Below are 18,713 nucleotides of genomic sequence, written 5' to 3'. Positions count from 1 at the left end.
GAGACTATCCGGGCAACCGGACCATCGCAGAAGGGTGAATGTTTCGGTCTTCTCGCTTTCAACCGCTTACCGCCCACCCGGGAGGGAAGCACTGACCGATGCACTTTATTGCCTTGAGGGGATAGGGCTATGCGATTTACGATCAAGGCCAAGTTGGTATTGGCTTTCGGCTTTCTTGTCAGCATGCTGGTCGGTACGGCCGGCTATGGGATATATAGTCTTGGCGCCGCCAATGAAGCGATGACCTACGTCACCGAAGTTGCGGCGACGCGACTCGATAAAATCCAACAGATGAACATCCTGTCGCTCAATCGCATCCGCGCGCAGAAGAACATGCTGCTCGCTACCTCGCCGCAGGAGATCGAAAAGTTCTACAGCGACGGCGATAGGCTGGAGCAGCAGTTCATCACGCTGCTGAATGAACTGGCTTCGACCGCATCCGCAGATCAGAAGCCGTTCTGGGATGAAACGCGTGCGCTTGCCGCGACCAACCACGCCGCGAACGAAAAGGTCGATACTGCCGTCAAGCGCGACGATATGCAGGGAGCACTCGCCCTTTCGGCCGGAGAAAGCCGCAAGGCGATCACCGAACTCTCCACGCAACTGGACGAAGCCGTACAAATCAACCGCGACCGGATGCAGAAGGCCAATGATGAGGCGGAAGCCACCTATTGGACCACGCGCAGCCTGATGATCACGATCGCCGTGGTGGCCGTCATCACGGCAGCGGCGACAGCGTTCTGGATCGCCCTCGGCATCGGCAGAGGCCTCACTAAGATCATGGGCGTCGCCAAGGCTGTGTCGATCGGCGATCTCAATCAGAATGTCGAAATCAAGACAAATGACGAGATCAAGGATCTGGTCGATACCATCAACACGATGACAGCCAATCTGCGCAACACGGCGATTATCGCCGACCAGATCTCCAATGGTGATTTGACCGTTTCACCAAAACCGCTCTCCGACAAGGACACGTTGGGGCTTGCGCTTGAAAGCATGGTGGAACGTTTGCGCGGCGTGGTCGGCGACGCTCTTTCGGCAGCGGACAACGTCTCCTCGGGCAGCCAGGAACTTTCGGCAAGCTCCGAACAGCTTTCCCAGGGTGCGACCGAACAGGCCTCCTCGGCCGAGGAAGCTTCCTCTTCGATGGAGCAGATGGCAGCCAACATCAAGCAGAACGCCGACAACGCCGCACAGACCGAGAAGATCGCCCGCCAGTCTTCCCGCGATGCGGAGAACTCCGGCCAGGCCGTCGCCCGCGCCGTCGGCGCCATGCGCACGATCGCCGAGAAGATCTCGATCGTCCAGGAAATCGCCCGCCAGACCGACCTGCTCGCCCTGAACGCGGCGGTAGAAGCCGCCCGCGCCGGCGAACACGGCAAGGGTTTTGCGGTCGTCGCCTCGGAAGTCCGCAAGCTCGCCGAACGGTCCCAGGCCGCTGCTGCTGAAATCAGCGCGCTCTCGGGCGAGACGGTGCAGGTCGCGACGGAAGCGGGCGAGATGCTCAACAAGCTGGTGCCCGACATCCAGAAGACCGCCGAACTGGTGTCGGAAATCTCCGCGGCCTGCCGCGAGCAGGATGTCGGCGCCAGCCAGATCAACGAAGCGATCCAGCAGCTCGACAAGGTGACCCAGCAGAATGCCGGCGCCTCCGAAGAGATGTCTGCCACCTCAGAAGAACTCGCCGCGCAGGCGGAAGAGCTGCAGGCCTCGATCGCCTTCTTCAAGGTGGAACGCACCAATGCGAAGGCCCGGCCTCAGCCAGGCGCCAGGGCCCCGGCAGCAGCAAAGCTCGGCGCAAAACAGCCATCGAAGGCTCCCGCGCCCCGTCCGTCCGGCCATTCCGTCGCAGCCCAGCAGTCACGTGCCAAAGGATTTGCCCTCGATCTGTCGATGGGCGGTCCCGATGGTGATGACGACGATTTCCGGGAAAGCGCTTGAGGCTTTCCCGGCAGATGAGTGGGGCCGCTTCGGCGGCCCGTCATAGCCAAAATAAAGCGTTGGTGCGGACACTGGAGATGCACTGCCACGGGACCATTTCCCAACAGGCTTTTTCCAATCGCATCTGAAATTGAAAACCCTGCCTTTTGAAGGAAGCTGGAGATTTGAAATGCGGTTTACCATCAAACTGAAACTGGCGCTTACTTACGGCCTGATTATCACTTTCCTCATCGGCGTTGCGGGCTTCGGTATCTACAGCCTATCCAATCTCAACGATTCGATCGGCAAACTGATCGAGGGACCGGCGGCACGGCTCGAAACGGCGCAGGACCTCGGCAACCTCCAGCTTCGTCTAACGCGTGCGCAGTTGAACATGGCGAACGCAAGCACGCCCAAGGACTTCGAAACCTATGCCGAGGCCAGTGACAGAAACCAGCTGAACTTCAAGAATACCCTGGATCGGCTCCAGCGCCTCGCCTCGACGGAAGAAGGTCGGCACGCCTGGAGGGAGGTCGATGCGAAATTTCAGCTCATCAGCACGCTTGATGGCCGCATCCGCGAACTCGTCAAGGCCGGCAAGTCGGCTGAAGCCATCGCTCTGATCAGCGGGAATGGCCGCGAAATTATCGATCAGATCGAGGACGCGATCGAGAAGCGCGTTCAAGCCGCGAAGGAGCAGATGAAGGCAATGGATCGGGCGACCGACGAACAGTATGAGAGCACACGGAACTTCGTTGTCGCTCTTTCCTGCTTTGCCGCGGCTGTCGCTGTCGGCGCCGCATTGTGGATCGCCTTCGGCATCAGCCGCGGTCTCGGGAAGATCGCATCCGCCGCCAATGCGGTCGCGCTCGGCGATCTCAATCAGAATGTAGAGATCAAGACGAATGACGAGATCAAAGACCTGATCGACACCGTCAACGTGATGACCAGCAACCTGCGCAATACGGCAACGGTCGCCGAGCGGATCTCGACGGGCGATCTCTCGATCGACATCAAGCCGCTTTCCGACAAGGATACGCTTGGCCTGGCCATGCAAAGCATGGTGACCAACCTGCGCACGACGGCGCATGTCGCCGACCAGATCGCCAATGGCGACCTGACCATTTCGCCGAAACCGCTTTCCGACAAGGATACGCTCGGGCTTGCGCTGCAGAGCATGGTGGAGCGGCTTCGCGGCGTCGTCGGCGATGCACTTGGGGCATCGAACAACGTCTCCTCGGGCAGCCAGGAACTTTCGGCAAGCTCAGAACAGCTTTCCCAGGGTGCGACCGAACAGGCTTCCTCGGCCGAAGAGGCCTCCGCCTCGATGGAGCAGATGGCAGCCAACATCAAGCAGAACGCCGACAACGCCGCCCAGACCGAAAAGATCGCCCGCCAGTCGTCGCGTGACGCCGAAGCGTCCGGCCAGGCCGTCGGCCGTGCGGTCGGCGCCATGCGCACGATCGCCGAGAAGATCTCGATCGTCCAGGAAATCGCCCGCCAGACCGACCTTCTCGCCCTGAACGCGGCGGTGGAAGCCGCCCGTGCCGGCGAACACGGCAAGGGTTTTGCGGTCGTCGCCTCGGAAGTTCGCAAGCTCGCCGAGCGGTCCCAGGCCGCCGCTGCTGAAATCAGCGCGCTCTCGGGCGAAACGGTGCAGGTCGCGACCGACGCCGGCGAAATGCTCAACAAGCTGGTGCCGGACATCCAGAAGACCGCCGAACTGGTGTCGGAAATCTCGGCGGCCTGCCGCGAACAGGATATCGGCGCCAGCCAGATCAACGAAGCGATCCAGCAGCTCGACAAGGTGACCCAACAGAATGCCGGCGCCTCCGAACAGATGTCGGCCACCTCGGAAGAACTTGCCGCGCAGGCGGAAGAACTGCAGGCCTCGATCGCTTTCTTCAAGGTCGATCGGGCCGGATCCAAGCAGCGGAGCCAACCGGTCGCGGCCGCCAAGCCCGCACCGGCCAAATCCAGACCCCAGCCGGCGCCCAAGGCCTATTCGGCCGGCCATTCAGTCACAGCGCAACAGGCCCGCGTGAAAGGTTTTGCCCTCGACCTGTCGATGGGCGGCCCGGACGCGGACGATGACGACTTCAGGGAGACCGCGTAATGGCAGGCATATCCTCCGAATCCCAGTTCGTAACCTTCAGCCTCGGCGACGAGATTTTTGCGGTCCCCGTCGAGGTGGTCCGCGAGATCCTCGACCACGAGGAACCGTTCAAGATCCCGCACGGCCCGGAATATCTCCTCGGCCTGCGCGATGTGCGCGGACAGGGCGTGCCGGTGATCGACCTTCGTCTTCGCCTCGGCATGACGAGAACGCTGAAGACGCCGCACACGCGCATCCTTGTCCTCGACGTACCGGTCGCCGATCGCGTCCTGGTGCTCGGCCTCGTCGCCGACCGGGTCTTCGAAGTGGTGCCGTTCCGCAAGGAACAGATCGAGACGGCGCCGGACATCGGGGTGCGGTGGCGCTCCGACTATATCGCCGGGGTTGTGCGCCGGGAGAGCGGCTTCGTTGTCGTTGTCGACCTTGCAAGGCTGTTTTCGGATTCCGGGCCGGCGCTCGCCGATGTCGGGCCGCAGTCGCAGGTCGCATGACCGAAGCCGCCTGATCGAATGGGTTCTTGTACGGGGGCATGTGCGTGAGTGCAGCAATGAGGAGCCAGCCGCTCGATGACCGGCTGAGCAAGCGCAACTTCGATCTGCTTTCGAAGTACATCTACGACTATAGCGGCATCAAGATGCCGCACAGCAAGTTGACGATGCTCGAAGGACGGCTTCGCCGGCGCCTGCGCGTCACGGCGATGCCGACTTTCGACAGTTATTGCGACTACCTTTTCAAGCATGGCGGTATCGAGGCGGAGGCGATCTTCCTGATCGATGCGGTGACCACCAACAAGACCGACTTCTTCCGCGAGCCGAAGCATTTCGACTACATGGTGCAGACGGCATTGCCGGACATCGTGAAAACCTATGCCGACCGGCGCATCCGCACCTGGAGTTCCGCCTGCTCGACGGGCGCCGAACCCTATACGATGGCCATGGTGCTTTCGGAATTCCTGAGCTCGTCGGTGCCGGAACGGGACTATTTCGTGCTCGCGACCGACCTTTCGACCGACGTCCTGCAGAAGGCCCAGCGCGGCATCTACCAGAGCGATCTGCTCGCACCGGTTCCGGCCGACATGATGAGCAAATATGTCATGCGCTCGTCCGACAACCGGCGGCACGAAATGCGGATTTCGCCGAAACTGCGTTCCCATGTCGGCTTCGCCCGGCTGAACCTGATGGACGAGGCCTACCCCGTCGGCGACATGATGCACATGATCTTCTGCCGCAACGTGCTGATCTATTTCGACAAGCCGACCCAGCAGCATGTGCTGTCCCGCCTTTGCCAGGCACTGCTTCCCGGAGGCTATCTGTTCATCGGTCATTCTGAAACCGTGACCGGCTTCGATCTGCCGATCCGGCAGGTGGCAAATACTGTGTTCAAGCGGGTATGAACCATGAGCGGCAAAATCCGAGTTCTGATCATCGATGACTCCGCCAGCGTCCGCCAGACCCTGACGGCGGTCCTGTCGGCGGATCCGGATATCGAGGTCATAGGGGCGGCCAGCGATCCCTTCATGGCGGCGCGCAAGCTGCGCGAGGAAATCCCCGACGTCATCACGCTCGATGTGGAAATGCCGCAGATGGACGGCATCACCTTTCTGCGCAAGCTGATGTCCCAGCATCCCATCCCGGTGGTGATGTGCTCGTCTCTGACCGAAACCGGCTCGGAGACGCTGATGCAGGCGCTCGAGGCCGGCGCCGTCGATATCATCCTGAAGCCAAAGATCGGCGCGGCCGACCATCTTGCCGAATCCGGCGAGCGGATCCGCACCGCCGTCAAGGGAGCCGCACGCGCCCGCGTCGGCCGGCTGCGCCCGTCCCGCATTTCGGAAGGCACGACCGCCAAGCTGACGGCCGATGCGGTGCTTCCGCCTCCCAGGGCCGGAGCCATGGCGAAGACCACGGAAATGGTCGTCTGCGTCGGCGCCTCGACCGGCGGAACCGAGGCGCTGCGCGAGCTTCTCGAAGCCCTGCCGGCCAATTCGCCGGGCATGGTCATCGTCCAGCACATGCCGGAAAAGTTCACCGCCGCCTTCGCCAAGCGCCTCAACAGCCTGTGCGAAGTCGAGGTCAAGGAAGCTGCCGACGGCGATCCGGTGCTGCGCGGCCATGTGCTGATCGCCCCCGGCGACAAACACATGCTGCTCGAACGGCGCGGCGCGCGCTACGAGGTCTCGATCCGTTCGGGTCCGCTGGTCAGCCGCCATCGGCCTTCGGTCGATGTGCTGTTCCGGTCCGCCGCCCGCTCGGCCGGCGGCAATGCCATGGGCGTGATCATGACCGGCATGGGCGACGACGGCGCCCGCGGCATGAACGAGATGCACCAGGCGGGCGCCTACACGGTGGCCCAGGACGAAGCATCCTCGGTGGTCTTCGGCATGCCCAAGGAAGCCATCGCCCACGGCGGCGTCGACAAGGTCGTGCCGCTCGAACAGGTCGCCCGGGAAATCCTCGCCGCCGATCGTCGGCGGTAAGATCTGGCAACGGATTTTTCACGGCTCGTTAACCATGTTTGGCAAGAATGGGACAACGCATCATGAGGGTGCGGTGAGAGAGCAATTCCACGCTCGTAGCCGGACAGGGACCCACGATGCCAGTCATTACCTTTGCCAACACCAAGGGCGGAGCGGGCAAGACCACCGCCGTACTCCTTCTTGCCACCGAACTCGTTGAGCAAGGCTACCGCGTCACCATCCTCGATGCCGATCCGCAATACTGGATCACCCGCTGGCACATGCTCTCCCCGCGCAACGACAAGCTCAACGTCATCTCCTACGTGACGCAGGCGTCGATCGACCGGCATATTTCCGAGAACCGCCACAAGACCGATTATTTCGTGCTCGACCTGCCGGGCGCGCAGAGCCCGCTGCTTGCCAAGGCGATCGGTCTTTCGGACCACGTGCTGATCCCGATCCAGGGCTGCGCCATGGATGCCCAGGGCGGTGCAAACGTGCTCGAACTGCTGCGTTATCTCGAGGAAAAGGCCAATCTGCGCGTGCCGCATTCGGTGGTGCTGACCCGCGTCAACTCGATGGTCACGACCCGCGCCCTGCTCGCGGTGAAGATGCTGCTGGCGGAACGCAAGGTCGAGGTGCTCGACACGCCGATCATCGAACGCGCCGCCTTCCGCGACATCTTCGATCTCGGCGGCACGCTTTACACGATGGACGAAAACCGTATCAGCAATCTCGACAAGGCCAAGCAGAACGCCCGCCTGTTCGCGCTCGAAATGCTTCGCCGCGTGCCGCTCCACAGGCCGGCCTCGCTGTCGAAGCGCTTCGTGCGCGCCGCCTGATCAGACTTTGCCGTTCAGCACGATCTGCAGCTTGACGTCCGAGGGATGTCCGGCTGCGGCGCGCTCGAAGGCCTTGATCGAATCCCTGAAATCGAAGGTGCCGGTGATCAGCGGCTTCAGGTCCACCTTGCCGGACGCGATCAGTTCCAGCGCCCGGTCGAAGATGTTGGCGTAGCGGAACACCGTCTCAAAGCGAACTTCCTTGGAGATGGCGCTTGAGACGTCCAAAGGCACCGGTTCGACCGGCAGGCCGACCAGCACGAAGGCGCCGCCGGGGCGTACCAGATCGAGCATGCCCGCATAAGCCCTCGGGCTGCCACTCGCCTCGAACACGACATCCGCGCCCCAGCCGCCGGTCGCTTCGGCGATGACCTCGGCAAACGGTCGTTCGGTGATGTTGGCAGGGATGATGCCCGGATACTGGCCGGCGATCTTCAGCTTGTCGGGGCTGAGGTCCGAGATGAAGACGCGGGCGCAGCCGCCGGCAAGCGCCGCCAAAGCCACCATGATGCCGATCGGGCCGGCACCGATCACCGCCGCGACATCGCCAGGCTGGATGCGGGCGCGGCTTGCGGCCTGCATGCCGATCGCGAACGGCTCGACCATGGCACCCTCGGCAAAGGAGACGTTGTCGGGCAGCTTGTAGGTGAACGCGGCGGGGTGGACGACTTCCGGCGTCAACACCCCGTGGATCGGCGGCGTCGCCCAGAAACGGACGTCGGGATCGACGTTGTAGAGACCGAGCTTGGAGGCGCGCGAGGAAAGGTTCGGGACACCGGGTTCCATGCAGACACGGTCGCCGACCTTCAGGCTCCTCACCTCGCTGCCGATTTCGATGACAATGCCGGCCGCTTCGTGGCCGAGCACCATCGGCTCACGCAGAACAAAGGGACCGATCGCGCCGTGGGTGTAATAATGCACGTCGCTGCCGCAGACGCCGACCGTATCGATGGCGATCTTCACGTCGCCAGGACCGACCTCGGTCGGGAGATCGATCTCCCGCAGCGAGAGGACGCCTTTTTTCTCGAGCACCAAAGCCTGCTGCATGCGATGTTTCCTTCCGGTTATCTTCTGACGCTGGCGGAGTTTCGGGGCGAGATCAAGGCGACCGAGGCCGCTCTCAGCCGCGGCCGGCGTAGGGCATGCCGTTTGCCATCACCGTCATGAACAGGACATTGGCCTCCAGAGGCAAACCATCCATGTAAAGCACCGCATCGGCGACGTGTTTCGGGTCCATGACCGGTTCCACGGCGGTGGTCAGATCGGCCTGCAGCGCGCCTTCCTTCATCCGCACCGTCATCGGCGTATCGGCGTTGCCGATATCCACCTGGCCGCAGACGATGTTCATCGCCCGCCCGTCGAGCGCGATCTGGCGCGTCAGGCCGGTGATGGCGTGTTTGGTGGCGGTGTAGGCGGCCTGGTACGGGCGCGGCACATGCGCCGAGATCGAACCGTTGTTGATGATCCGCCCGCCGCCCGGGTTCTGCCGCCGCATCATTCCGAAGGCCGCCCGGGCGCAATAGAAGGCGCCGTTGAGGTTGAGGTCGATGACGGCCCGCCAGGTTTCAAGCGGCAATTCGTCGATCGGAACGGCCGGCGTGCCGCGGCCGGCATTGTTGAACAGAAGATCGAGACGGCCATAGGCCTCTTCCGTCGCCGCAAACAAGGCATCCACGGCGGCCGGATCGGTGACATCCGTCGAAACAACCAGCGATTCGCCGCCGGCCAGTTCCGCCGTACCTCGCAACTCGCTCTCGCGCCGGCCGGCCAGCACGGTCCGATAGCCTGCATTCAAAAGCCCGATGGCGACGGCCCTGCCGACACCCGAGCCCGCGCCGGTTACGATTGCCACTTTCGACATGTCTACTCCTCCCACCTGTGATGGTGGACGTTATAGTCGGCTCTCGGCGCCGCCGTCGAGTGGGATGCCGGTGGGAGAGACCATCACTTGGGAGATTTCTTGGTCACGGTCACCGTGCCGGCATCCGCATCGACCACCACCCAGTCACCGGTCTCGATCACCGAAAGCGGGTCCTGATCGAGTTCCGTGATCGCCGGAACACGGGTAACGACGGCGCCGAGCGCGATCTTGGTGGTCATCCGCGTGAAGATCATCGCCGCCGGCTGGACGCCATTCAATCGCGTCATATGGAAATAGGCCGACCAGCCGGACGAGCCCTTGGCACCGGGAAAGACCAGGATCTTGCCGGCAAACGAGACGCCGCGCATCTCGTGCCGGCGTTCGATCACCGTGCCGGTGCGCTCGTTGATGCCGCCCCAGCCGGAGATCGTCTCGGTGGTGACAAGCGCCTCACCCTCGGCGCGGCCGGCAACCACCTTGCGGCCCCTGAGTTCGATCGTCTCGGGTTTGGATTCCGTCGCAATATCCATCAGACCCTCCCGTTCCACTGGCCGGTCAGGGCCGCATCGACGCAATCGCTGACCGAGCCGAACCAGCCCTGTACGCCGGTGATCGCCGGCAGGTAATGCGCCTGCTTGGCGGAATCCGTTGCGATGACCTTGGTTCCCGCCGGCAGGCGTCGGGAAATGGCGGGACAGGTGTCGCTCATCACGACGCCGCCTGCCTCGCGGATGACGTCGATATAACCGTTGCGCTCGGCGACCTGCTTGATCGCGCGCGGGGTATGCACCCAGAGCTGCACATCGGAATGGATCCTCTTGTTCTCCAGCATATGGGCGATCAGCGCCATCTGGTCGATGGAATTGTGCGGACAGCCGAGCATGATGAAATCGACCTTCTTCTCGGTCGAGCTCTGCAGCTTCTCATAGGTCTCGCGCCGTTCCCTGGCGCCGTAACGGAAGGTGCCCTTGACCTCGCGGCCGCCAAAAGCTTCCTCGATTGAATCCGCTTCCGGGGTGATGCCGGGGATATGGTACATCTCCACCCCACCGGACGAAGCCGCCGCTGCGCCGAAATGCTTGAGCTTGATGAGATCGGGCCGATGGCTGCTGCCCTTCAGCACCGGGATCTCCTCGCCGATCACTTCGCCGATGTAATAACCGAGCAGGCCCCAGTCCATCATGTCGTCGACTTCGATATCGAGCTCGACGAGATGGGTGCCGCGGCGGTTTTCGGTGATGTGGAAACCCCAATAGGGAATGCGGCCGGTGAGCGCGGCCGCGCCCGTGCTCTCCTTGCCCTCGACATTGGTGCGGGCGCCGAGGACCGAGTTGCAGTAGATGACGGCGGAGGATTCCATCCAGGCGCAGTGTTCGCCCTTCACCGGCACATTGCCCACCTGATAGGGGGTGCAGGTGGCGAACATGTTGACGCCGCGCCGCCCCAGGTACTTTTCGTTGGCGCGCTGCATATCGACCAGCGCCTTGTCGACGCCCTGCAGTTCCCAATTGTCGTTGTCGATGCCGGTGATCAGCTGGCAGGTATGCGCCACCATATGCGGCACATCGACCACTTCGTCGCTGTCGAGGTTCAGCTCGGAGTAGACGTGCTCCATGCCCTTTTCGGCAATCGCCTGCACGGAAGGGGTCGAAGCGTTGAAGGCGCCGGCGACATTGTTGGTCTCGACCAGACGCTCGGCGCCGAGCGCCTCGCCGTAACGGACGAGCAGGTCCATGGCGCGCGCCTTGGCGCGGCCGTGTTCGCCGTCATACATGGCCTTTTCGTGATCTGTCAGATTCATCGGACCCTCCTCACGATGCGGCGCGCGTTTCCGCACCCGTCCAGCGATAATGTTTCTTTTCGACGTTATCGGAAACCCTTTCGCGCAATGCCGCGAGATCGATCTGGTGCACGCTGCCGGTGCCGGCAAGGTCAAGCGCGTTGGCGGCGGCCATGCCCATGGCGATGCAGGGGCCCATGACGCGGATGCTCGACAGAGCCGCCGAATCCGCATCGACGCAGCGGCCGGCGGCGGCGACGTTGTCGCATTCGTCCGGCGTCAGGCTGCCGAGCGGGATGTAATGGGCATGCTCTTCATCGAAGGTGATCCAGTGGTGCCCGTCGCCGTGGTCGTGCAACTCGATCGGCCATGCGGTGCGGGCGACCGCGTCGTCGAACCTGGTGCCGGCCCGGATCTCGTCGACGGTCAGGTGATGGCTACCGGCGATCCAGCGGGTCTGGCGGATGCCCGGCAGGCCGAAGGAGCGGATGCGAGCATTGCCGAAACATTCCGGGAATTCCGCTTTCAGGAATTCCACGGCGCGGGCCGCCTGGTCCTTGCCTTCGAGCGCCTTTTTCGAGGCCTCGACCGGATCGAGCGGCGTTTCCACATGGGTCATGTTCATGGCAGCAATGCCGCGGCCGGGAATGGTGAAGCCGAGGCCTTCGCGGCGCAGCAGGCCGTAATTTGCCGCCTTTTCCTTCATCCGGTCGCCGATCTCGTAGCGGGTCGGCTGCCTGGCTTCGTCGATATTCTCCAGCACCACCATCTGGGTGCCGAAGACGCCGCCCTTTTCCGGCTGGCGGCAAGCGAAACCGGCCTGCCAGACGAGCGCGGCATCGCCGCTCGCCTCCACCCAGCCGGTCGCCTCGATCGAGACGCCGCCGTAGCGGGTCATGAAATCGGTCTGGACGACGCGCCGGCCTTCCACATGCACGTCGAGGATCTGCGCGCCGAGCACGACCTCGATACCGGCTTCGAGAATGCTCTGTTCCATCCAGCGGCCGAGGACGACCTCGTCGTAATAAACGACCGTCGTGTTCGGCCCGTGGCGGTAATAGATCGACCGGTCCTGGCTTTCGAGATGGGCGAGCAGCTTGTCGGCGACGCCGTAGGTGAACTGGTAGCCATGCGTACCGTTCGAAAACAGGCCGCAGAAGGTGGCGATGATCGAGTTGACCGCCTGCCCGCCAAGCGCCGCCTGGCCATCGACGATGACGACCCTGCGGCCGAGCCGGGCTGCCTCGAGTGCGGCGGAAATCCCGGCGATGCCGGCGCCGACGACGCAGATATCCGCCTTGAGCTTGCGGAACGGCGCCGACTTCTCGCGCCGGACGATCCGCGTTTCCCTGCTCAGCGTTTCCGCCATCAAAGCCTCCCATTCCGATGCCGCGCCCTCCCGGCGCATTAGGAATTATCGTATCGCAAGCCGCCTCGCCTTGAACCCGGCAAGTGATGCGATCAGCTTTCTTGTTTCGAGAAAGGTTGGGGCTAAGAATCCACGCGGCTTGGCGTTAAGCAGAACGGTAGGCATGGACGCGAAGCCGCGGACGCGTTCGGAGATATTTCAGAACGCCGGAATGACCTGATCCGGCACCCCTTCCGCAAACCGTTTCTGCACGTAGGATACGAATTCCGACACCACGACCTTGTTCATCTTGATCCTCGGCACGGAGGCCTTCACCCAGAGCGGCTCGACCGGAAACTCCGGCATCACCTCTTCGAGCATGCCGCTATCGAGATCCGACTGCGCGAGGAACCTCGGCAGGATTGCCAGCCCCAGCCCCTGACGGGCGGCGGCGAGCAGGACACGGCTGTCATTGGCGGTAAAATTCGAGGTGATTTCGACGTTGAGCGTGCTCGTCTCCATCTGAAAGGTCCAGGTCGTGCCGATCGTGTGAAAGGTGATGCACGCATGGCCGACCAGTTCCGTCGGCATCTTCGGCAGCTTGCGGCTGGCGAGATAACCCCGCGATGCGCAGAGGACGCGCGGATAGGGACAAAGCGGGTGGTCGATCACATAGGCATAGGATTGCGGCAGCGCGCCGACCGCCACGTCGAAACCCTCTTCCAGCGGGTTGACCGAGCGGTCGATCAGCACGATCTCCATCTTCACCCGCGGATTGGCCGCCTGGAAGGCAGCACAGATATCCCCGAAGAACATCGAGGTCAGCGTCGTCGGCGCCTTGATGCGCAACGATCCGGTCAGCCCGAGTTCATGCGTATTGGGCGTCGCCAGCGTCTCCTCGATCTCGCCGACCAGAAGCTGCAGGCGCGGCCTCAGCCGTTCGCCGTCAACCGTCAAGGCCAGCCGGCGTGTCGTGCGCACGAAAAGCTGCGTGTTCAGATGATCTTCCAGCCGCTTGACGCGCTTGGTGATGACCGAGGTCGCGACGCCCAGGTCACGGCCGGCGGCGGAAAAGCTGCCGGCGCGGGCGGTTGCCAGGAAGGCGCCGATGTCGAGAAGTATGTTCACTGTCTTTCTCGTTTCGAGAAAAAATCGGAACCGGCATCACGCGCATATTTTCCGGGGTTTCGCAACTTCCGCCACATGCGCGCAGGTGAACGGCTCAGGTGCAGCGCGCACTATGGAATGCGAACAACGCGGAAAGGCTTTCCACCGCCCTCACCTCGGAGAGGCGCAGCGCCATCCAGGCCGAAACCGCTGCCCAGGCGGCCCGCATATAGCTGTCGGCGCGATAGAGGGCCGCATCGGGATCGGCTTGCAGCGCCGTCATCCGGCCGCTCAAACGCTCGAAGCCGTCGAGGATGGCGAGAACGGTCTCCGAAGCCTGCGGGTGTTCGGCGGAATAGGCATCGATCTCGTCGCGAGCCTTCTGCAGGAAGAGAGCCAGCCCCCTGCCCTCGTCGCGCCAGAGGCGGCGGGTCAGGAAGTCCAGCGCCTGCATGCCGGTCGTGCCCTCGTAGATGGTCATGACGCGGGCGTCGCGCAGATATTGTTCGAGCGGCCAGTCGCGGGTGTAGCCGACGCCGCCGAGCACCTGGATCGCCGCATTCGCCGTCTCGAAGCCCGCCGCCGCGCCAAAATTCTTGATCAGCGGCAGCATCCAGCCGGTAAAATCATCGAGCCCCGATTCCGGCTCCAGCCGGGCGATATCCATGGTCGTAGCAAGTTCGAGAATGGCGGCGCGCAGGATTTCCGTGGAGCTGCGCATTTCATATAGCTGGCGTTGCACATCCGGATGGCTGGAAATCGGCACCGGCGGCTGGTCCGGCCGTCCACCTTGGCGGCGCTCCCTGGCATAATCCTCGGCAATGTCGGCAGCGGCGGACGCGATGCCCAGCCCCTGGCAGCCGGTGAGCAGCCGCATCAGCTCGATCATGGTGAAAAGCTGCGGCAGTCCGCGACCTTCGCGGCCGAGCAGGATGCCTTTGGCATTCTCGAACCGCATGGCGCAGGTCGGCGAGCCGTGCAGGCCCATCTTCTCCTCGATCCGATCGACCGAAACGCCGTTCGGCCCGCCATCGACGAGGTTCGGCACCAGGAACAGGCTGATGCCCCGCGTGCCCGGCTCTCCGTTGGTGCGGGCGAGCAGGCAATGGCCGATGCGATACGCCATGTCGTGGTCGCCGAAGGAGATCCAGATCTTCTGGCCGGTCACGAACCACTCACCGTCGCGTAGTTCGGCCCGGGTGCGAAGCCGGCCGACATCGGAGCCCGCTTCCGGTTCGGAGATGCATATCGTCGCCGCCCATTCGCCGGTGGCGAGTTTCGGCACCCATTCGTTCGCGGTCGCCTCATCGGCAGCTTCCGCCAGGAGATGGGCTGCCGCACGGGTCGAACCCGCCGCCATCATCAGCGCCACGCAGCCGCGCTCGAACAATGGCGAGCAGGCGGCATGCAAGGTCAGCGGCACGGCCTGGCCGCCGAATTTTTCGGCCACGTCCATGCCAAGCCAGCCGGCCTGCGCATACTGCCGGAAGGCATCGGCAAACCCGTCCGGCGTCTTGACCCGTCCACCAATGACCTCGGCGCCGATCCGGTCGCCCACTGCGTTGAGCGGCGCCAGCACGCCCTCGGCAAAACTCGCCGCCTCGCCGAGGATCGCCGCGACCGTCTCGTCGTCGCAATCCTCTCGAAGCTCCTTAAGCCGGTGCCAGCCCGGCGTCAGGGCCAGGATGTCGAGCGTCCGATCTGCCTGATCCGCAAACGACATGGCCGGTTACCGCGGCTGCATGCGCAGCGCGCCGTCGAGCCGGATCACCTCGCCGTTGATATACTGGTTCTCGATCGCGAACCGCACCGCGTCGGCAAATTCCCCCGGATCGCCGAGCCGCGAAGGATAGGGGATGGCGGCGGCAAGGCTGTCCTGCGCTTCCTGCGGCAGCTCGTGAAGCAGCGGCGTCAGGAAGATGCCGGGGGCGACCGTGTTGACGCGGATGCCGAAGCGGGAGAATTCGCGCGCCGCCGGCAAAGCCAACGAAACGATGCCGCCCTTGGAGGCCGCATAGGCCGCCTGGCCGATCTGTCCCTCGAAGGCCGCGACGGAAGCCGTGTTGACGATCACGCCGCGCGCCTTGTCCTCCCGCTCCGGCAGGCCCGTCATGCGATCCGCTGCAAGACGCAGCATGTTGAACGTGCCGATCAGGTTGACGCGGATCACCCGCTCGAAATCGGCAAGCGGCATCGGCCCGTTCTTGCCGACGATACGCCCGGCCGTGCCGATGCCGGCGCAGTTGACCAGGATGCGCAAGCCGTCACCGGCCTTGGCGGCAACGTCGAGCGCCCTTGACGCATCATCCTCGCTGGTCACGTCGCCCGAAAGCGCCACGCCGCCGATCTCGCCCGCGACCTTTTCGGCCGCCGCCTGGTTGCGGTCGAAGACATGCACCACGGCGCCGAGCTTCGCGAGCAGCCGTGCCGTCGCCTCGCCCAGCCCCGATCCGCCGCCGGTGACGACAGCGCTGGTTCCGTCGATCCTCATGCCGCCCGCTCCTTGCTAACCTTGATCACGCCTGGCGCATCCGCATACAGTTCCTCGACGAGATCGCCGCGATGCGCGAGCACGGCGCGCTGGTTGATCGACCCCTTGTCGGTCACCTCGCCCTTTTCGAAACGCAGCGGCAGGGTCATCAGCATCATGCGCATCACCCGCGTCGCCGAACCGCTCGACTGGCGCTGATGTTCCTTCAACCGCTCGGCAATCGCGGCCCTCACCTTCGGATGGGCAACCACCGCCTCGTCGGAAAGATCGGTTTCACCGCCGATCAGTTCGCGCAGGGCCGGCATGAAGGGAACCGCAAGCGCTCCGAGCTCCGCCCGGTTCTCGCCGGTGATAACCGCATCGCGGATCAGCCCGCCGAACTGGTTGACGAGCTGGGCGCGCAGCACGCCGACGGCCACCCAAGTGCCGGTCTGCAGCTTGAAGTTTTCCGCCGTGCGGCCATCGAAATAAAAACCCTGGCGCGGGTCGCCGGGGACGGCGAACTTCACCGCGTCGCCGATACGGTAGAAGCCTTCCTCGTCGAAGGCCTCTCTGGTCAGCTTCTCGTTGCGCCAGTAACCCGGGGTTACGTTCGGGCCCTTGAGGCGCAGTTCATACTTGTCGTCGACCGGCACCAGTTTCATGGTCACGCCCTGGCCGGGAACACCGATATTGCCGGGCTTTTCCTGCGGATCGGTGCAGAAGATCGCGAAGGGTGCGGTCTCGGTGGAGCCGATGCCGGTGCCGAGCGGCACCTGTTCACCGATCGTCATTTCGGAAAGCTCGATCAGCGCGTCCCAGGTATGCTGCGCCATGCCGGCGCCGGCATACATCAGCAGCTTCAGGTCCTTGAAGAAGGTTTTTCGAAGCCCCTCGTCTTGGCGCATCGCCTGGATCAGCATCTCGTAACCGGCCGGCACGTTGAAATACCAGGTCGGCGAGATTTCCTTCAGGTTTGCGATCGTCTGGGCGATCAGCGCCGGGCTCGGCTTGCCGCGATCGATGTAGTAGGTGCCGCCGTTATAGATGGCGATGTTGAACACCTTGTTGCCGCTGGCGGTGTGGTTCCAGGGCGCCCAGTCGACAAGCACCGGCGGCTCGTCGCGGAAATAGGAATAGCAGTCGGTCACCATTTCCTGGTTGGAGCAGAGCATGCGCTGGGTCTGGATCACCGCCTTAGGCGAGCCGGTGGTGCCCGAGGTGAACAGGAATTTCGCCACCGTATCCGGCCCGACCGCATCGAAGGCCCGGTCCACGGCTTCGGTCGGCTCGGTCTTGAGAATATCGTCGAGGAGATAGGTATTGGGCCGGTCTTCCGGCAGATTGCGCATCCCGGCAAAGGGAATATCCGCTCCGAAAGCCGTATCGACGGCCTTGCGGAATGCTCCTGCATCGTCTGCGAAGATCAGGCCGGGGGTGATCTGTTTTGCGATATCGTACAGCTTCGAAAAATCGGAGGAGATCGTCGCATAGGCCGGCGCGATCGCTGCGGACGGGATACCGACATGCTGGGCGCCGAGCGCCATCAGCGCATGTTCGATGGAGTTTTCCGAGAGGATGACCAGCGGGTTTTCGGCCGAAAGCTTCATGTCCAGCAGGAACTGGCCGATGCGCCGCACCTGATCGAGCGCCTCGGCAAAACTCACCCTGCGCCACTCGCCCGCCCCTTCGCGATCGGCCATCCAGCTACGGTCGGGCGCGGTTTCCGCCCAATGGACCAGCCGCTCGTTGATTTTGTCGGGATAGGGGCCGAGCGGATCCTCCCGCCAGACCACGAATTCGCCGTTCGGCCGCTCCTCCCAGCCGACCGAGGGCGACCACAGCTTTACGTCACGCACAGGTTTTCCGCTCATGACTTCTCCTCCCAGACGTCAATGCTCCCTCTCGGGCTCCCAAAATTTGTTTACAAAGAAACAATCTCCCTGTAAACGATCAAAAACTGATGACGGGCTAGGGAGCGTCCGTTGCTGGAGGAGAATGCATAAAATGGCCGATCAGACGGCAACCAGCTTCGTAACCTATGAGCTCAAGGGCAACATCGCCCATATAGGTCTCAACCGACCGGAAAAGCGCAATGCGATCAGCGACCGTTTCGTCGAAACGATCGCCGAGACCGTGGCCCGGGCCGAAAGCGAGGCGAAAGCCGTCGTTCTTTTCGGCCATGGCGACCATTTCTGCGCCGGGCTCGATCTTGCCGAACACGTCAAGAAAACGCCGATCGAAGGCGTGCGCGGTTCGCGCCGCTGGCATGCGGTGTTTGCCGGCATCGAGCACGGCACGATCCCCTGGATTTCCGCCCTGCATGGCGCGGTCGTCGGTGGCGGCCTCGAACTGGCGTCCTCCACCCATATCCGCGTTGCCGACAAGTCCGCATTCTTCGCGCTGCCGGAAGGCCAGCGCGGCATTTTCGTCGGCGGCGGCGGCTCGGTGCGGGCTGCCCGCCTGATGGGCGTCGCCCGGATGACCGACATGATGCTGACCGGCCGCGTCGCTTCGGCGGAAGAGGCCGAGCGCTGGAACCTGGCACAATACGTCGTCGAAAAGGGCATGGCCCGGCAGAAGGCGCACGAGCTTGCGGAAGCCGCCGCCAGCAACGCGGAAATCTCCAACTACGCCGTGCTCAACGCGCTGCCGCGCATCCAGGACATGGCGAAGGAGGACGGGCTTTTCGTCGAATCCTTCATCGCTTCCTTCACCGCCACCAGCCCGGAGGCCGAGGAGCGTCTGCGCGCCTTCCTCGAAAAACGCGCCGCGCGGCTGAAGACGCCGGGTTCGGCGTAAAGGGGGAGCGCC

General features: G+C 63.4%; 16 protein-coding genes. 7 read left to right on the top strand and 9 right to left on the bottom strand.

Annotated features, from left to right (window positions below):
- Window positions 1-129: 129 nt before the first annotated feature.
- The 6 genes from ACSQ8R_RS20335 (at window position 130) to ACSQ8R_RS20310 (ending at window position 7,333) form a co-directional block, all read left to right on the top strand.
- Complete coding sequence (locus ACSQ8R_RS20335; RefSeq protein WP_436255031.1) at window positions 130-1,941, top strand: methyl-accepting chemotaxis protein; 1,812 nt, start codon at window positions 130-132, stop codon at window positions 1,939-1,941.
- Between the two features lie 169 nt (window positions 1,942-2,110).
- Entirely contained in the window at window positions 2,111-4,036 is a 1,926-nt protein-coding gene (locus tag ACSQ8R_RS20330) for a HAMP domain-containing methyl-accepting chemotaxis protein (protein ID WP_436255030.1), read from the top strand.
- On the top strand, window positions 4,036-4,527 hold the full coding sequence (locus ACSQ8R_RS20325) for a chemotaxis protein CheW (protein WP_436255029.1): 492 nt from the start codon (window positions 4,036-4,038) through the stop codon (window positions 4,525-4,527). Before ACSQ8R_RS20330 ends, ACSQ8R_RS20325 begins: the two co-directional genes overlap by 1 nt.
- Window positions 4,528-4,565: 38 nt before the next feature.
- The gene (locus ACSQ8R_RS20320) at window positions 4,566-5,429 is read left to right on the top strand and encodes a CheR family methyltransferase (protein WP_436255028.1); all 864 of its coding nucleotides are present in this window, start codon (window positions 4,566-4,568) and stop codon (window positions 5,427-5,429) included.
- Window positions 5,430-5,432: 3 nt separating this feature from the next.
- On the top strand, window positions 5,433-6,512 hold the full coding sequence (locus ACSQ8R_RS20315; protein WP_436255027.1) for a protein-glutamate methylesterase/protein-glutamine glutaminase: 1,080 nt from the start codon (window positions 5,433-5,435) through the stop codon (window positions 6,510-6,512).
- Between the two features lie 116 nt (window positions 6,513-6,628).
- Window positions 6,629-7,333, top strand: a complete 705-nt coding sequence (locus ACSQ8R_RS20310) for an AAA family ATPase (protein WP_436255025.1) — start codon at window positions 6,629-6,631, stop codon at window positions 7,331-7,333.
- On the opposite strand, the gene ACSQ8R_RS20305 is transcribed toward ACSQ8R_RS20310, so the two are convergent.
- The 9 genes from ACSQ8R_RS20305 to ACSQ8R_RS20265 all read right to left on the bottom strand — a co-directional run bounded on the left by ACSQ8R_RS20305 (window position 7,334) and on the right by ACSQ8R_RS20265 (window position 17,773).
- The gene (locus ACSQ8R_RS20305) at window positions 7,334-8,380 is read right to left on the bottom strand and encodes an NAD(P)-dependent alcohol dehydrogenase (RefSeq protein WP_436255024.1); all 1,047 of its coding nucleotides are present in this window, start codon (window positions 8,378-8,380) and stop codon (window positions 7,334-7,336) included. It abuts the gene before it with no gap.
- A gap of 73 nt (window positions 8,381-8,453) precedes the next feature.
- Window positions 8,454-9,194: an SDR family oxidoreductase gene (locus ACSQ8R_RS20300; RefSeq protein ID WP_436255023.1), complete on the bottom strand. Its 741-nt coding sequence runs from the start codon at window positions 9,192-9,194 to the stop codon at window positions 8,454-8,456.
- Window positions 9,195-9,277: 83 nt separating this feature from the next.
- Window positions 9,278-9,724 carry an aconitase X swivel domain-containing protein gene (locus tag ACSQ8R_RS20295; protein ID WP_436255022.1) on the bottom strand — a complete coding sequence of 149 codons (447 nt, stop codon included), beginning with the start codon at window positions 9,722-9,724 and terminating at the stop codon, window positions 9,278-9,280.
- Window positions 9,724-10,995 carry an aconitase X gene (locus ACSQ8R_RS20290; RefSeq protein ID WP_436255021.1) on the bottom strand — a complete coding sequence of 424 codons (1,272 nt, stop codon included), beginning with the start codon at window positions 10,993-10,995 and terminating at the stop codon, window positions 9,724-9,726. The genes ACSQ8R_RS20295 and ACSQ8R_RS20290 overlap by 1 nt, the downstream gene beginning before the upstream one ends.
- A gap of 10 nt (window positions 10,996-11,005) precedes the next feature.
- Window positions 11,006-12,343, bottom strand: coding sequence for an FAD-dependent oxidoreductase (locus ACSQ8R_RS20285; protein ID WP_436255020.1), 1,338 nt, complete (start codon window positions 12,341-12,343; stop codon window positions 11,006-11,008).
- A gap of 198 nt (window positions 12,344-12,541) precedes the next feature.
- Window positions 12,542-13,450: a LysR family transcriptional regulator gene (locus ACSQ8R_RS20280; RefSeq protein ID WP_436255019.1), complete on the bottom strand. Its 909-nt coding sequence runs from the start codon at window positions 13,448-13,450 to the stop codon at window positions 12,542-12,544.
- Between the two features lie 94 nt (window positions 13,451-13,544).
- Complete coding sequence (locus ACSQ8R_RS20275; RefSeq protein WP_436255018.1) at window positions 13,545-15,152, bottom strand: acyl-CoA dehydrogenase family protein; 1,608 nt, start codon at window positions 15,150-15,152, stop codon at window positions 13,545-13,547.
- Window positions 15,153-15,158: 6 nt separating this feature from the next.
- The gene (locus ACSQ8R_RS20270) at window positions 15,159-15,920 is read right to left on the bottom strand and encodes an SDR family NAD(P)-dependent oxidoreductase (protein ID WP_436255017.1); all 762 of its coding nucleotides are present in this window, start codon (window positions 15,918-15,920) and stop codon (window positions 15,159-15,161) included.
- Window positions 15,917-17,773, bottom strand: coding sequence for a feruloyl-CoA synthase (locus tag ACSQ8R_RS20265; RefSeq protein ID WP_436255016.1), 1,857 nt, complete (start codon window positions 17,771-17,773; stop codon window positions 15,917-15,919). Before ACSQ8R_RS20265 ends, ACSQ8R_RS20270 begins: the two co-directional genes overlap by 4 nt.
- 133 nt (window positions 17,774-17,906) lie before the next feature.
- On the opposite strand from ACSQ8R_RS20265, the gene ACSQ8R_RS20260 reads away from it, so the two are divergent.
- Entirely contained in the window at window positions 17,907-18,701 is a 795-nt protein-coding gene (locus ACSQ8R_RS20260; RefSeq protein WP_436255015.1) for a crotonase/enoyl-CoA hydratase family protein, read from the top strand.
- Window positions 18,702-18,713: the final 12 nt, after the last annotated feature.

Source organism: Neorhizobium sp. LjRoot104 (assembly GCF_964253725.1).
Classification (GTDB): domain Bacteria; phylum Pseudomonadota; class Alphaproteobacteria; order Rhizobiales; family Rhizobiaceae; genus Neorhizobium.
The sequence above is the reverse complement of the archived record's forward strand: the minus strand, read 5'-3'. Positions and strand labels throughout refer to the sequence as shown.